Raw genomic sequence first — 13,920 nt, forward strand, 5'->3', positions numbered from 1 at the left:
AAATGCCCGCCAGACGCATTTCCGCGCGGCGCGTCGAACCAGTGCCGGGCGAAGACAGTGCCTCCATCGCGAACCTGCGCGAAGCCGCGAAGGGCTGCCGCCGCTGCCCGCTGTGGCGCGATGCGACACAGACCGTATTCGGCGAAGGGCCGGACAACGCTAAAGTGGTCTTCGTCGGCGAACAGCCGGGCGACCAGGAGGATCTCGCCGGCAAACCTTTTGTCGGTCCCGCCGGCAAAGTGTTCGATGCCATACTGGACGATGCCGGCGTCGACCGGCAAAAAGCCTACGTCACCAACGCGGTCAAACACTTCAAGTTCGAGCCGCGTGGCAAGCGCCGCATTCACTCCAAGCCAAATGCCGGCGAGGTCCAGGCCTGCCGCTGGTGGGTCGGCAAAGAACTGGAGCTGATCAAGCCGGACCTTGCAGTGGCGCTCGGCGCGACAGCGGCGCTATCGCTACTGGGCAAAGCTATTGCCGTGACGAAAATGCGCGGCCAGGTAATCGTGCGCGAGGATGGGCTTCGGGTGTTCATCACCATCCATCCGTCCTTCATCCTGCGCATTCATGAGCCGGCGGAGAAAGAGGCCGAAAGGGAACGGTTCCTGGCCGATATGAAACAGGTGAAGCGGCTGATGGCCGCCTGAACGGTTCGCCTAGCGGATCAGGATCGCCCTGAGATCGTTGACATTCGTGCCGGTCGGGCCGGGAACGAACAGGTCGCCTATCGCATTGAACGCCGTCCAGGCATTGTTCCCCGCCAGCATCGCCTTAGCGTCGACGCCGGCCGCGCGCATGCGTGACACGGTCGAGCCATCGGCAAAAGCGCCGGCATTGTCTTCCGAGCCGTCTATACCGTCCGTGTCGGCAGCCAGCGCATGGATATTGTCCGCGCCGCCAATGGCGATGGCGAAGGCGAGCAGGAATTCGCTGTTACGACCGCCCTTGCCTTTCGCCCGAAGCGTTACCGTGGTTTCGCCGCCGGACAGGATCAGCACAGGCTTCTGGAACGGCCGGTTGCGCGTAGCCACTTCGCGCGCAATGGCGGCATGCACGCCGCCGACCTCACGCGCCTCGCCTTCGATGGAATCGGAGAGGATGATGGCTTCCATGCCCTGGCGCTTTGCTTCGGCGGCTGCCGCTTCCAACGACACGCCAGCCGAGGCGATCAGGTGCACCTCATTGCCTGAAAAGCGCGGATCGTCAGGGTTCGGCGCATCGGCAGCCGACGAATTGATGTGGGCCATGACGGCGTCCGGCAATTTCATGCCATAGGCTGCTATCGAGGCCAGCGCGTCGGCGCGGCTGCCGGTGTCGGGAACGGTCGGGCCGGAGGCGACCAAGGCCGGATTGTCGCCGGGGATATCGGAAACGACCAGAGAAACCACTTTGGCCGGCCAGGCGGCCGCGGCCAGCCGGCCGCCCTTGATGGTCGAGACATGCTTGCGAATGGTGTTCATGGCCGCGATCGGCGCGCCGGAAGCGAGCAGCGCCTCGTTGACGGCGATCTCGTCGGCCAATGTCAGGCCAGCGGCAGGCGATGGCAACAGCGCCGAGCCGCCGCCGGAGATCAGCGCCACGACCAGATCGTCAGCCGTCAGCCCCTGCACCTTTTCCAGCAGCCGCCGCGAGGCCTCAAGTCCGGCGGCGTCCGGCACCGGATGCGCCGCTTCGATGATCTCGATGCGCTCGCATTTGGCGCCATAGCCATAGCGGGTGACGACCAGCCCTTCGATCGGGCCGTCCCATACCTTCTCGAAGGCGGCAGCCATTTGCGCCGAGCCTTTGCCGGCGCCGATAACGATGGTGCGGCCTTTGGGCTTCGCCGGCAGATGATCCCGGATGGTTCTTTCCGGATCGGCAGCGGCAACGGCGGCGTCGAACATGGAGATGAGAAAGGATTTGGGGTCGAGTGCCATCGCTTGTCTTTATTCCGCTGAAGCAGGCGGCAAAGCAAAATCGGACCGTTCGAACCCAAGACATTCGCATATCGCCGCCACGACGACACCGTGATCCTCACGTTCGGGCAAACCAGAGACCGTAATCGCGCCAATGACACCGGCGCCCTTGACTGTAATGGGAAAGCCGCCGCCGGCCAGCACATAGTCGACGATGTCCAGCCCTTCGCCGATCTTGAAGGTACGGTCGGGGCGCTGCTGTTCCAGCACCAGGCGATAAGTGCTTTTGAGGTAACGCTTGACGACATTGATCTTGCGCCGCGCCCAATCCGGATTGGAGGCGTTCGAACCGGGCATCGCGGCATAGAACAGCGGCCGATCCCACAACCTGATGTCGACGATGATGGGCAGGTTGTCAGTCAGCGCCCGCTCGCGGATCGCCGCGCCGACCTTGAAGGCGACAGCCTCGTCGAAGGCCGGGAAGACCAGCGTCTCTTCCTGTTTCTGGATCAGAGCGATGTCGTCCGCAGCGGCCATTTTCTTTCTCCGAAATCGTCACACGTCGTGTGTACGACAAGTTCCGCTCGGTCAAGCTCCCGGCGCGGCGGCCCCCTCATCCGGCCGCTTCGCGGCCACCTTCTCCCCGTTGGGGAGAAGAGACGAGCGTCGACGCCGGCGCACCTTCTTCTCCCCTCGGGGAGAGGTCGGATTGTCCCGAATTGCCCTTCGCAATTCGGTTGGCAATCCGGGTGAGGGGGCTCACCCCCCGATCAGATCGCTCTTGGCCGGCCGCCCCGCAACATAGACCTCGCGCACCGCGCGATCGTCACCCAGCGTCTGCAGCAGGAACAGCTCTTCGGCCAACGTCTCCACAGTTTCCATCCGTAGCCGCATCGCAGGCGTGGCGCGGGCGTCGAGCACGGTGATGTCGGCGTCGGTGCATTCATCGAGCGTGCCGACCTTCTCCGCCACCGACAGCGCCTCGGCATTGCCGCGCGTCAGCTGCCAGAAGGACTGGAGCGGGTTCAGCTTCTCGCCATTCAGCGCGATCACCTTGTAGCCTTCGTCCATGGTGCGCAGCATCGAATAATTGGTGCCGCCGCCGACGTCCGTCGCAGCGGCGATCCTGAGCGGCTTGTCGCGGCGGCGAAAGCGCTGGTAGTCGAACAGGCCGGAGCCGAGGAACAGGTTGGAGGTCGGGCAGAACACCGCCACCGAGCCTGAGTCCGACAGCGCATCCGCCTCGCGTTCGCTGAGATGGATGCAGTGGCCGAACAGGCTCCTTTTGCCAAGCAGCCCGTACTGCTCGTAGACATCGGTATAGTCGCGCGCCTGCGGATAGAGCTGTTGCGTGAACGCGATTTCGGCGTGGTTTTCCGACAGATGCGTCTGCATGTGCAGATCGGGATGCTCGCGGCAGAGCGCGCCGGACATTTCCAGTTGCTCCGGCGACGAGGTAATGGCGAAGCGCGGCGTGATCGCATAGAGCTGTCGGCCCTTGCCGTGCCATTCCGCGATCAGCGCCTTGGTATCGTCATAGCCGGATTGCGGCGTGTCGAGCACGCCTGCCGGCGCATTTCGGTCCATCATCACCTTGCCGGCGATGTTGAGCATGTTGCGGTCATGCGACTCGGCGAAGAAGGCTTCAGCCGAGGCCTTGTGCACGGAACAATAGGCGGCGACCGTCGTCGTGCCGTGGCGCACCATTTCGTCCAGGAACAGCCGCGCGATGCGGCGGCCATGCTGCGCGTTGGCGAACTTGGTCTCTTCGGGAAAGGTGTAGGTGTTCAGCCAGTCGAGCAGTTCGGCGCCATAGGAAGCGATGACCTGCATCTGCGGAAAATGCACATGCGCGTCGATGAAGCCTGGCAGCAGCAGATGCGGCCGGTGGTCAATTTTCCTTACGCCCTCGCCGGCCTGTTTCTCGACTTGCGCATAGGCGCCGGCAGCGACGATCTTGCCGTCGCGGATCAACAAGCCGCCATCCTCCTCGTAGCGCCAGGCGGTATGGTCGTCTATTGCTTCGGGCCAGCGCAAAAAGCTCAGCGTGCGGCCGCGCAGAAGTGTGGAGGTCATGCTTATTTCCCTGCGCCTTCGAACCAGGCGACCAGCAGCGCCCGCTCCTTTTCGCTGATCTGGGTGATGTTGGCCGGCGGCATGGCGTGGCTGCGCCCGGCCTGCAGGTAGATTTCGCGGGCATGCTCGGCGATGCCGGCATCGGTGTCGAGCATCACGCCCTTCGGCGCATGGTAGATGCCTTCATAGACCGGCTCGGCCGCGTGGCACATCGAGCAGCGGCCAAGCACGGTGTCGCGCACGGCCGGGAAATGCGCCGAGGCGATGTAGACCTCCGCCGCGGCGGACGCCTTGGGCTCGCCGGTCAGCACTTTCGGCGCCGTCGACAGCCAGATGATGACCATGAACAGCACGGCGGCGGCCATCCAGGTCCAATGCGGATTGCCGGCACGCTTGTGTACGGTGTTGAAATAGTGCCGGATCAAGACGCCGATGATGAACACCAGCGAGGCGATGACCCAGTTGAACTGCGTCGCGAACGCCAGCGGATAGTGGTTCGACAGCATCAGGAACAGCACGGGCAGCGTCAGGTAGTTGTTGTGCAGCGAGCGCTGCTTGGCGATCTTGCCGTATTTCGGATCGGGCTTGCGGCCGGCGATGAGGTCGGCAACGACGATCTTCTGGTTTGGAATAATCACCATGAAGACGTTGGCCGACATGATCGTCGCGGTGATGGCGCCCAGATGCAGGAAGGCGGCGCGGCCGGTGAACAGATGCGTCAGACCCCAGGCGATGAACACCAGCACGCCGTAGAGCACCAGCATCAGGCCGGTGTCGCTCTTGCCGAGCGGTGAGCGGCAGAGGAGATCATAGACCACCCAACCGACGCCGATTGTGGCCATCGACAGCAGGATGCCGACCGGCACCGACATGGGCAGCACGTTGGGATCGATCAGGAACAGGTCGGCGCCGGCATAGTAGACCACGCACAGCATGGCGAAGCCGGACAGCCAGGTGGCGTAGGATTCCCATTTGAACCAGGTCAGATGCTCGGGCATCTCGGCCGGGGCCACCAGATATTTCTGGATGTGGTAGAAGCCGCCGCCATGCACCTGCCATTCCTCGCCGAAGGCGCCGACGGGCATGCCGGGGCGCTGGCGCAGGCCGAGATCGAGCGCGACGAAATAGAAGGACGAGCCGATCCAGGCGATGCCGGTGACGACGTGCAGCCAGCGCACGGCGAAACTCAGCCAGTCCCAGAAAATCGCGAAATCCATCATTTTGAAATCGTCCCTGCCGATCGGCTGACTTTACGGTGTGGGGCGCAAACGAAAAGAGGCGCGGTGTACGATGACTTTCAAAAAAAAATGGAAAATACTAGGTTGATCCCACGCAGCCGTTTGAGAGCCACGAAAATCTTATGGCCTATCTCGACAACATCGCCGTCTTCGTCCGTGTCGTCGAGCTTGGCAATCTGTCGGCGGCGGGTCGCGACATGCGTATTTCGCCCGCGGTCGCTTCCAACCGCATCAAGGAACTGGAAAAGCATCTCGGCGTGCGGCTGTTCAACCGCACAACCAGGCAATTGATGCCGACCGAGCATGGCAATGTCTTCTATTCCGGCGCCAAGCAGGTGCTGGAAGCGATCACCGAAGCGGAAGCGGCGGTCTCGGCGCTGTCAGGCCAGCCGCGCGGCACCATCCGGGTGACGGCGCCGCTTGGCCTCGGGCGCCGGCTGGTGGCCTCGGGCATTCCGGATTTCCACGACAAATACCCTGACATCGAGGTGCGGCTGAGGCTCTCGGATCACAATATCGATATCATGAAGGAAGGCATCGACGTCGCCTTCAAGCTCGGCATCATCGAGGATTCCAGCTTGCGAATGCGCGGCATCATGGAATGCGAGCGCGTGCTGGTCGCGGCGCCGAAATATCTCGAAGCGCGTGGCGAACCGATGGAGCCGCAGGAACTGATCGGCAAGAAGCATGACTGCCTGATGCTGCGCTATTCCGGAGCGCGCGAATATGTCTGGACGCTGCAGACGCCGTCCGGCCCGCAGAAATTCGAGGTGCATGGCCCCTACGACACCGACGATGGCGACGTGCTGACCGGCTGGGCGCTGTCGGGGCGCGGCATCATCAACAAGCCGCGCTTCGAGGTCGAACCGTTCATTCGCGACCGGCGGCTGCAGGTCATCCTGGCCAGCACGCCGCCGACGCCGGTGCAGTTCGCCGCCGTCTATCCGCACAAGAAGCTGCAGGACCCGAAGGTGCGGCTGCTGCTCGACTTCATGGCCGAGCGCTGCCAGCGGCTGATCAAGGACCTTCTGGCCGGCAAATAGGGCTGGCCGGCAAATAGGCTGGCCGGCACGTGATGGGCTGTTGGCCCAGTCGCAAGGGTTGCCTTACACGCAGGCGACCTTAGGTTTGCATGCTCCGCCTCGCGCCGACTGACGAGCAAACCACAATGCATCTCGCCGTTTCGCTCAACATTGCTTCCGGGCAGCCGCTCGCGTTCAGCGACCTCGCTAGCTTTGCCAAGCAGGCGGAAGCTGCCGGGCTGGACATGATTATCCTCGATGATTCCGCGCCGGACAGCGCCGGATCGAAGAGCCCTTTCGAGGCGACCACGTTGCTGGCGGCGCTGGCGACGGTGACGAGCAGGATCGGCCTCGTTGCCGCCGCATCGACGGTCGCCCACCAGCCCTACAATCTGGCGCGCCGTTTTGCTTCGCTCGACATCATCAGCCATGGCCGCGCCGGCTGGCACGCGACCATGGCGCAGGCGCCGCGCGACGCCGCCAATTTCAGCCGGCCGGATGGTTTTTCCGCCGCCGATTTCCGCCGCCGTTCCGAAGAATATATCGGCATCGTCCAGGGCTTGTGGCACGGCTGGGATGCGGATGCGCTGCTGTTCGACAAGGCCGGCGGCCGCTTCCATGACCCCGACAAGATGCATCTGCTCGACCACAAGGGCGCATTTTTCTCCGTGCGCGGGCCGCTCAATGTCGCGCGCTCGCCGCAGGACACGCCGGTGCTGGTGCTGTCCGGTCTGTCGGAGGCCGACCTGGACATCGCCGCCCGCACCGCCGATGTCATCCTGCTGGATGAGGTTAAGGACGCCAAGGCGAGCCACGACGATCTCAAGCGCCGCGTTGCCGCCTGCGGACGCGATCCGGATGCGGTCAAGCTGCTGCAGAACGTTGGCGCAGATATCGCTGCCGACACGCTCGAAGCGTCGTTCCGTTCGCAAAGCTGCGACGGGTTCAACATCGCAATACTGCCTTCGGCGATTGACGGTTTCGTCGGCCAGGTGCTGCCGGATCTGCAACGGCGAGGCCTTGTCCGCCAGGATGGCACGACATTGCGCTCGCATCTCGGACTTGCCGGAGGCGACCGATGACCCGCCAGATGAAACTCGGCGCCTTCCTGTGGGCGACCGGCCACCACATCGCCGCCTGGCGCCATCCCAAGGCGCATGTCACGGCGGGCATCGATATCGACCATTACATCCGGCTGGCGCGCACGGCGGAAGCGGCGAAGTTCGACATGGTGTTTTGCGAGGACGCCGCCGGCCTGCGCGAAGCCAATGTCGGCATCGCCAGCCAGACCTCGCGCTCGATCGGCTTCGAGCCGATTAGCCTGCTTTCCGCACTCGCCGTCCGGACCAGCCGCATCGGCCTCGTCTCGACGGCCTCGACCAGCTACAACGAGCCCTACGGCCTGGCGCGGACCTTCCTGTCGCTCGATCAGTTGAGCGGCGGCCGCGCCGGCTGGAATCTGGTCACGTCGGCGAGCCCCATCGAAGCCGCCAATTTCGGCGCGACAGGCCTCAAGCCCCATGCCGACCGCTATGAGCGGGCGCGTGAGTTCGCCGAAGTGGTCACTGGACTTTGGCAAGGCGGCAGCTTTCACGGCCATGACGGCCAGAGCTTTTCGGTACGCGACCCGCTCGACCTGCCGCGCTCGCCGCAGGGTGCGCCGGTCATGGTCCAGGCCGGCGCCTCGGATGTCGGCCGCGACCTCGCCGCCCGCACCGCCGATGTCGTGTTCACGGCCGCGCAAACCTTCGAGGAAGCGAAAGCCTTCTACCACGATCTCAAGGGGCGCATGGCGGCCTATGGGCGTGAGCCCGACGACATCAAGATCATGCCCGGCGTCGCGCCCGTGGTGGCGGCAACCGAGGCCGAAGCCCAGGAGAAACATGAGGAATTGCAGGAGCTGATTCCCGACGATGTCGGCGTCGCGCTGCTGTCCAGCTATCTCAGCATTTCGGACCTCTGGCGCTACCCGATCGACGGGCCGATGCCGGAACTGCCGGAGACTGAAGGCATGAAGAGCCGCCAGGCGCTGGTTGTCGAACAATCGCGCCGCGATGGGCTTTCGATCCGCCAGCTCGCCCGCCACTTCGCCGGCGCACGCGGCCATTGGCGCATCGTCGGCACGCCGGCGCAGGTCGCCGACGAATTACAGGCACGGTTCGAGGGCGGCGGCGCGGACGGTTTCAATATCATGCCGTCTTATTTCCCCGGCGAACTCGATGCCTTTTGCGACCTCGTGGTGCCGGAACTGCAGCGGCGCGGCCTGTTCCGTCGAGAATATCACGGCAGCACATTGCGCGAGCATCTGGGGCTGAAGCAGCCTGCCTGAGGTCGAGAGCTGTATACGTCATCGTTCGCGAAGTGGCCGCGACGCGGATGATTGCACAGAGGATCAGAAATTCTTGGCGAACTTCGGAAATCTGCGCTGGGCAAGCCGGTTTAGCTCGTCATGCCCGCCCTCGTATGACGTATAGCTTATTCTGGTTGTCCCGGATCGAAACTGAAAATCTCCCGACCATTTTCGGCCGGCCCATTCGACGTCTTCCCACTGGATAAATCGCGTCGTCATGAATGGCCGTCGAATTCCTACGCCTTCGGCGGTCCAGAAGACAACGCGCGCATAGAAGTACCAGATCCATCCACTCGAGCCGAGACCCAAGCCAATCAGCAATCCGTAAAGCCAGGGGAGCTGTTCGCTCCGCGTCTCATTGCGCCCGGCAATCACAACAATCGTAAAAAGCACCAGAAAATAGATGGTCGCGGCATGCGTAAACCATGTGGCGCGCAGCGTCCGCTCCCCGGCCTCTCGTCCGGCACGTGTTCGTGATCCTATTGCCCCGGCCGCAGAAACTGCCAAGGCAATTACAAAGCCTACGACCAGCTGTCTCAACCGACCGCCGCTTCATGTCTGGAGACATTGTGGAGGTTCACCGACGATGAAACCTTGACCAGTGCCGTCATGATCTCGGCAGCAGCAAGCGCCGCGATCACGGGCGGGCGCTTGTCTTTTACGGTATCGCCGCCGATCGGCGAGACGAGGCGGGCAAACTCTGCTTCTGAGCCATCCGCCGATTTCATGAACCAGTTCCTGAACGTCGCTTTCTTGGTCTTCGAGCCGATCATGCCGACATAGGCCGCGTCGTCACGCTTCAGCGCTTCGGCGACGATCAGGAAATCGAGCGCGTGGTCGTGGGTGAGGATGGCGAAGGCGGTGCCGGCGGGTGCTTTGCGTATCTCGGCCTCGGGCATCGGCGTCAGCCGGGTTTCGACGGTTTCCGGCATGCCTTCCAAGGCTTCGGCTCGCGTCTCGATAACGACGCCGTGCACGGGCAACAGCGCGATGGTCGACGCCAGGGCCTGGCCGACATGGCCGCCGCCGAAGATATAGACATGCGGCAGATGGGCTTCTTCGGCTTCCGCCGCCGTAACCAGTTCGGCTGCAAGCGCGGCATCGACGAGACGGATCAAGACTTCGACGCGCCCGCCACAGCACTGGCCGATCTCCGGCCCGAGCGGAACGTCGAGCGTGGCGCAGACTTCGTCGACCTCGATACGGGTACCCTTCCCCTTGGGAGGGGAGAAAAGCATCTGCCGGGCCTTGTCGATCGCCATGTACTCGAGCTGGCCGCCGCCGATGGTGCCGAAAATCGCTGCCTGCGAGACGAGCATGAACGCGCCCTTCTCGCGCGGCGTCGAGCCTTTGGTGCCGGCCACTTCGACCAGAGCAAGCCGGCCGGCGCTGGCCAGAAAAGCTCTGAGGCTTTGTACTTTCGAGTTCATGTTCCAGCTTCCCGAATGGGAAATATAGCGTTTTCAGGCCGGATTTGCACGTTCTGGCTCAATCAGGCCCGCCCTGCGGCCCTCAATCTCTCGATCGCCATCAGCACTCGTTCCGGCGTCGCCGGCGCATCGAGGCGCGGACAGATCGTATGGTCGGCCACACTGGCCACCGCGTCCGACAGCGCATGCAGCACCGACATGCCGAGCGGGAAGGGCGGCTCGCCAACCGCCTTGGAACGGTGCACCGTTGGCTCGTTGGCCTCCGGCCAGTCGGCCAGCGTGACGTTGAAGATCTTCGGCCGGTCGGAGGCGAGCGGGATCTTGTAGGTCGACGGCGCGTGGGTGCGCAGCCGGCCCTTGTCGTCCCACCACAGCTCCTCCGTCGTCAGCCAGCCCATGCCCTGGATGAAGCCGCCCTCGATCTGGCCAAGGTCGATGGCGCGGTTCAACGAACGGCCGGTTTCGTGCAAGATATCGGTGCGCTCGACCACATACTCGCCGGTCAGCGTGTCGACCGAGACTTCCGAACAGGAGGCGCCATAGGCGAAATAGTAGAACGGGCGGCCCTCGCCCTTGTCGCGGTTCCAGTGGATTTTCGGCGTCTTGTAAAAACCCGCCGCCGACAGCTGGATGCGCGCCATATAGGCTTGCTTGATGAGGTCGGCGAAGGCGATCTCCTGATTGCCGATGCGCACCCGGTTGGGCAGGAACAGCACCTGGTCGCGCGGCACCTGGTATTTTTCGGCGGCGAAATCGGTCAGCCGGTCCTTGATCTGGCGCGCGCCGTTCTGCGCCGCCATGCCGTTGAGGTCGGTGCCGGACGAGGCCGCGGTGGCCGAAGTGTTCGGCACCTTGCCGGTGGTCGTCGCGGTGATCTTGACCTGGTCGAGGTCGATCTGGAACTCCTCCGCCACCACCTGCGCCACCTTGACGTAAAGGCCTTGCCCCATCTCGGTGCCGCCATGGTTCAGATGCACCGAACCGTCGGTGTAGACATGGACCAAAGCGCCGGCCTGATTGTAGTGGGTGGCGGTGAACGAGATGCCGAACTTGACCGGCGTTAGCGCCAGCCCGCGCTTGATGAAGCGGCTGTTGGCGTTGAAGGCAGCGATGATGCGGCGGCGACTTGCATAGTCCGCGCTCGCCTCCAGTTCGGCGACGATGCGATGGATGATGTTGTCCTCGACCGTCTGGTGGTAGGGCGTGATGTTGCGGCCCCCCTCTTTATCACCACTGGTGCCATAGAAATTCTGCTTGCGGATCTCGAGCGGGTCCTTGCCGACGGCAAAGGCGACCTCGTCGATGACGCGTTCGGCGCCGACCATGCCTTGCGGTCCGCCGAAGCCACGAAAGGCTGTGTTCGAGACGGTGTTGGTGTAGAGCGGCGCCGACTGCGCATGCACAGCAGGCCAGAAATAGGTGTTGTCGCAGTGGAACAGCGCGCGGTCGGTGACCGGGCCTGAGAGGTCCGAGGAAAAGCCGCAGCGCGCTGCGAACATGAAGTCGACGCCAAGAATGTTGCCGTCGTCGTCGAAGCCGACCTCGTAGTCGACAAGGAAGTCGTGGCGCTTACCGGTGGCAATCATGTCGTCGTCACGGTCGGGCCGGATTTTGACCGCGCGATGGTGTTTCTTGGCGGCGATCGCGGCGAGGGCGGCAAACTGGTTGCCTTGCGTCTCCTTGCCGCCAAAGCCACCGCCCATGCGGCGGATTTCCACCGTGATAGCGTTGCTCGGCACGCCCAGCGCATGGCTGACCATATGCTGCACTTCGCTCGGATGCTGGGTCGAGGAATAAATGGTGACGTCCTGGTCCTCACCGGGAATGGCGACCGCGATATGGCCCTCGAGATAAAAATGCTCCTGGCCGCCAATGCGCATCTTGCCCGTCAGCCGGCGCGGCGCCGCTTTGATCGCGGCCGCGGCATCGCCGCGCTTCAAGGTCAGCGGCGGCGTGACCAGCTTGTCCTTGCGCGGGTCGAGGTCGCCAATATCGGTGACGAACGGCAATTGGCTGTATTCGACCTTGGCCAGTCGCGTGGCGCGGCGTGCCTCCTCGCGCGTCCTGGCAATGACGCAGAAGATCGGCTGGCCGTAAAACTGCACCTTGTCGTCGGCCAGCACCGGCTCGTCGTGGCGGCCGGTCGGTGAGATATCATTCTCGCCCGGAACATCCTTGGCCGTCAGCACGTCAACGACGCCCGGCGCGGCGCGCACCGCCGACAGGTCCATTTTGGTGATCGTCGCATGCGTCGCCGTGGACAGGCCGAGGCAGCCATGCAGCATGCCTGCCGGTTCCGGCAGATCGTCGATGTAAACGGCGGTGCCGCTGACATGCTTGTGCGCGGAATCATGGCGCTGGTCGGTGGCAACGCCGCCGGAAATCTTCTGCGCCTTGAGGTTGGGGGAAGCGTGCTTGTTCATCAGGCTGCCTCGTTGCGGGACACCTGGAACGGCGCCTTGCTGCCGCTGGTCTCGGCAAAGAAGCGCAGCAGCAGGTTCTTGGCCGCCAGCGCCCGGTATTCGGCCGAAGCCCGCATGTCCGTCAACGGCGTGAAATCCCCGGCATATTCAGACATCGCCGTTTCCACCGTCGCCTCCGTCCACGGCTTGCCGAGCAGCGCCTTTTCGACGCCGAAAGCCCGCTTCGGTGTCGCTGCCATGCCGCCATAGGCGATGCATATGTCAGCCACCGTGCCATCCTTGGCCAGGTCGAGGAAAAAGGCGCCGAGGGCCGCAGTGATGTCCTCGTCGCGGCGCTTGGTGATCTTGTAGACGGCAAACTTCGTGCCCTTGGCCGGCACAGGAACATGCACGGCCTCGACGAATTCGCCCGGCTGCCGGTCCTGCTTGCCATAGGCGATGAAGAAATCCTCGAGCGCGATGGTGCGCCGCTTCTTGCCACGGCGCAGCGTCAGCTGCGCGCCGAGTGCGATCAGAGGCGGCGGTGTGTCGCCGATCGGCGAGCCATTGGCGATGTTGCCGCCGATCGTGCCCATGTTGCGCACCTGTTCGCCGCCGATGCGGTCGAACAACGGCCCCAGTGCCGGGATACGCTTGGCCAGCGTCGCGAAGGCGTCAGTGTAGGTGACGCCGGCGCCGATAGTGATGACGTCATTGTCTTCGGAAATCGCGCACAGCCCGTCGAGATTGCCGATGAAAACCACCGGCGAAATATCGCGCATGTGCTTGGTCACCCACAGGCCGACATCGGTCGAACCGGCGACGACCGTGGTGCCCGGCTCCTTGTCCAGCACGGCAGCGAAATCGTCGGCATTGGCCGGCACCACCAGCCGCTGCCTGCCCGTGCCGATCTCCACGCGGGAGCCATCACGCATCGCTTCGAGTCTTGCCGTGATCGCCTTGCGCTCGGCCGCCAGCGGGTCCTTTGCCGCCTTGCCGTAGCTGGAGATGGCGCGCGCGGCGCGCATGATCGCCTCGTAGCCGGTGCAGCGGCAGAGATTGCCTTGCAGAGCCTTTTCGATCGCCGCATTCGACGGGTCCGGCGACTTCATCCACAGGCCGTAAAGCGACATGACAAAGCCCGGCGTGCAGAAGCCGCATTGCGAACCGTGGAAATCGACCATCGCCTGCTGCACCGGGTGCAGCTGGCCGGGCGCGCCGCGCAGATGCTCGACGGTCACGACATGGGTGCCGTCGAGCGAGCCGAGGAAACGGATGCAGGCATTGACGCTTTCATAGACCAGCTTGCCGGCCGAGAGTTTGCCGACCAGCACGGTGCAGGCGCCGCAATCGCCCTCGGCGCAGCCTTCCTTGGTGCCGCGCAGCGAGCGGTCGAGCCGCAGCCAGTCGAGCAAGGTCGCGTCTGGCGCCACCGATGGCAGCGCAACATCCCTGCCATTGAGGATGAAACGGATCTCGTTGCGTATGGTGATCTTGGCCATGC

The 13,920-nt window shown here is 63.8% G+C and carries 12 protein-coding genes; 4 read left to right on the top strand and 8 right to left on the bottom strand.

The annotated features are described in order from the left end of the window. Window positions 1-2 precede the first annotated feature (2 nt). Entirely contained in the window at window positions 3-647 is a 645-nt protein-coding gene (locus H0241_RS07085) for a UdgX family uracil-DNA binding protein (RefSeq protein ID WP_181056676.1), read from the top strand. A gap of 9 nt (window positions 648-656) precedes the next feature. Here H0241_RS07085 and H0241_RS07090 read toward each other — a convergent pair whose 3' ends face one another. From H0241_RS07090 to H0241_RS07105, 4 genes are all read right to left on the bottom strand, one after another. Beyond that, on the bottom strand, window positions 657-1,919 hold the full coding sequence (locus tag H0241_RS07090; protein WP_181056677.1) for a glycerate kinase type-2 family protein: 1,263 nt from the start codon (window positions 1,917-1,919) through the stop codon (window positions 657-659). Between the two features lie 9 nt (window positions 1,920-1,928). Further along, window positions 1,929-2,435 (bottom strand): heme-degrading domain-containing protein, encoded by a 507-nt coding sequence (locus H0241_RS07095; RefSeq protein ID WP_181056678.1) that lies wholly within the window; start codon window positions 2,433-2,435, stop codon window positions 1,929-1,931. 222 nt (window positions 2,436-2,657) lie between these two features. Continuing rightward, window positions 2,658-3,974 carry a guanine deaminase gene (gene guaD / locus H0241_RS07100; RefSeq protein ID WP_181056679.1) on the bottom strand — a complete coding sequence of 439 codons (1,317 nt, stop codon included), beginning with the start codon at window positions 3,972-3,974 and terminating at the stop codon, window positions 2,658-2,660. 2 nt (window positions 3,975-3,976) lie between these two features. Then, entirely contained in the window at window positions 3,977-5,194 is a 1,218-nt protein-coding gene (locus H0241_RS07105; RefSeq protein ID WP_181056680.1) for a urate hydroxylase PuuD, read from the bottom strand. A gap of 140 nt (window positions 5,195-5,334) precedes the next feature. Between H0241_RS07105 and H0241_RS07110 the strand changes: the two genes are divergently transcribed. From H0241_RS07110 to H0241_RS07120, 3 genes are all read left to right on the top strand, one after another. After that, a complete protein-coding gene (locus H0241_RS07110; protein ID WP_142880180.1) occupies window positions 5,335-6,255 on the top strand; it encodes a LysR family transcriptional regulator in 921 nt (306 codons plus the stop codon). A gap of 125 nt (window positions 6,256-6,380) precedes the next feature. Next, on the top strand, window positions 6,381-7,316 hold the full coding sequence (locus H0241_RS07115; protein WP_181056681.1) for an LLM class flavin-dependent oxidoreductase: 936 nt from the start codon (window positions 6,381-6,383) through the stop codon (window positions 7,314-7,316). After that, window positions 7,313-8,563: an LLM class flavin-dependent oxidoreductase gene (locus tag H0241_RS07120; RefSeq protein WP_181056682.1), complete on the top strand. Its 1,251-nt coding sequence runs from the start codon at window positions 7,313-7,315 to the stop codon at window positions 8,561-8,563. The genes H0241_RS07115 and H0241_RS07120 overlap by 4 nt, the downstream gene beginning before the upstream one ends. 63 nt (window positions 8,564-8,626) lie before the next feature. Here H0241_RS07120 and H0241_RS07125 read toward each other — a convergent pair whose 3' ends face one another. From H0241_RS07125 to xdhA, 4 genes are all read right to left on the bottom strand, one after another. After that, on the bottom strand, window positions 8,627-9,124 hold the full coding sequence (locus tag H0241_RS07125) for a hypothetical protein (protein ID WP_181056683.1): 498 nt from the start codon (window positions 9,122-9,124) through the stop codon (window positions 8,627-8,629). Then, window positions 9,121-10,014: a xanthine dehydrogenase accessory protein XdhC gene (xdhC, locus tag H0241_RS07130; protein WP_181056684.1), complete on the bottom strand. Its 894-nt coding sequence runs from the start codon at window positions 10,012-10,014 to the stop codon at window positions 9,121-9,123. The genes H0241_RS07125 and xdhC overlap by 4 nt, the downstream gene beginning before the upstream one ends. Before the next feature lie 62 nt (window positions 10,015-10,076). After that, window positions 10,077-12,437, bottom strand: a complete 2,361-nt coding sequence (xdhB, locus tag H0241_RS07135) for a xanthine dehydrogenase molybdopterin binding subunit (protein ID WP_181056685.1) — start codon at window positions 12,435-12,437, stop codon at window positions 10,077-10,079. Next, a complete protein-coding gene (gene xdhA / locus H0241_RS07140) occupies window positions 12,437-13,918 on the bottom strand; it encodes a xanthine dehydrogenase small subunit (protein ID WP_181056686.1) in 1,482 nt (493 codons plus the stop codon). Before xdhA ends, xdhB begins: the two co-directional genes overlap by 1 nt. Between the last annotated feature and the right edge of the window lie 2 nt (window positions 13,919-13,920).

The sequence above is a fragment of the Mesorhizobium neociceri genome (assembly GCF_013520985.1).
Lineage (GTDB): Bacteria > Pseudomonadota > Alphaproteobacteria > Rhizobiales > Rhizobiaceae > Mesorhizobium > Mesorhizobium neociceri.

Coding starts and splice junctions, on each gene's coding strand:
- H0241_RS07085 (WP_181056676.1), top strand. CDS start 3: ATGCCCGCCAGACGCATTTCCGCGCGGCGCGTCGAACCAGTGCCGGGC.
- H0241_RS07090 (WP_181056677.1), bottom strand. CDS start 1,919: ATGGCACTCGACCCCAAATCCTTTCTCATCTCCATGTTCGACGCCGCC.
- H0241_RS07095 (WP_181056678.1), bottom strand. CDS start 2,435: ATGGCCGCTGCGGACGACATCGCTCTGATCCAGAAACAGGAAGAGACG.
- guaD (WP_181056679.1), bottom strand. CDS start 3,974: ATGACCTCCACACTTCTGCGCGGCCGCACGCTGAGCTTTTTGCGCTGG.
- H0241_RS07105 (WP_181056680.1), bottom strand. CDS start 5,194: ATGATGGATTTCGCGATTTTCTGGGACTGGCTGAGTTTCGCCGTGCGC.
- H0241_RS07110 (WP_142880180.1), top strand. CDS start 5,335: ATGGCCTATCTCGACAACATCGCCGTCTTCGTCCGTGTCGTCGAGCTT.
- H0241_RS07115 (WP_181056681.1), top strand. CDS start 6,381: ATGCATCTCGCCGTTTCGCTCAACATTGCTTCCGGGCAGCCGCTCGCG.
- H0241_RS07120 (WP_181056682.1), top strand. CDS start 7,313: ATGACCCGCCAGATGAAACTCGGCGCCTTCCTGTGGGCGACCGGCCAC.
- xdhC (WP_181056684.1), bottom strand. CDS start 10,014: ATGAACTCGAAAGTACAAAGCCTCAGAGCTTTTCTGGCCAGCGCCGGC.
- xdhB (WP_181056685.1), bottom strand. CDS start 12,437: ATGAACAAGCACGCTTCCCCCAACCTCAAGGCGCAGAAGATTTCCGGC.
- xdhA (WP_181056686.1), bottom strand. CDS start 13,918: ATGGCCAAGATCACCATACGCAACGAGATCCGTTTCATCCTCAATGGC.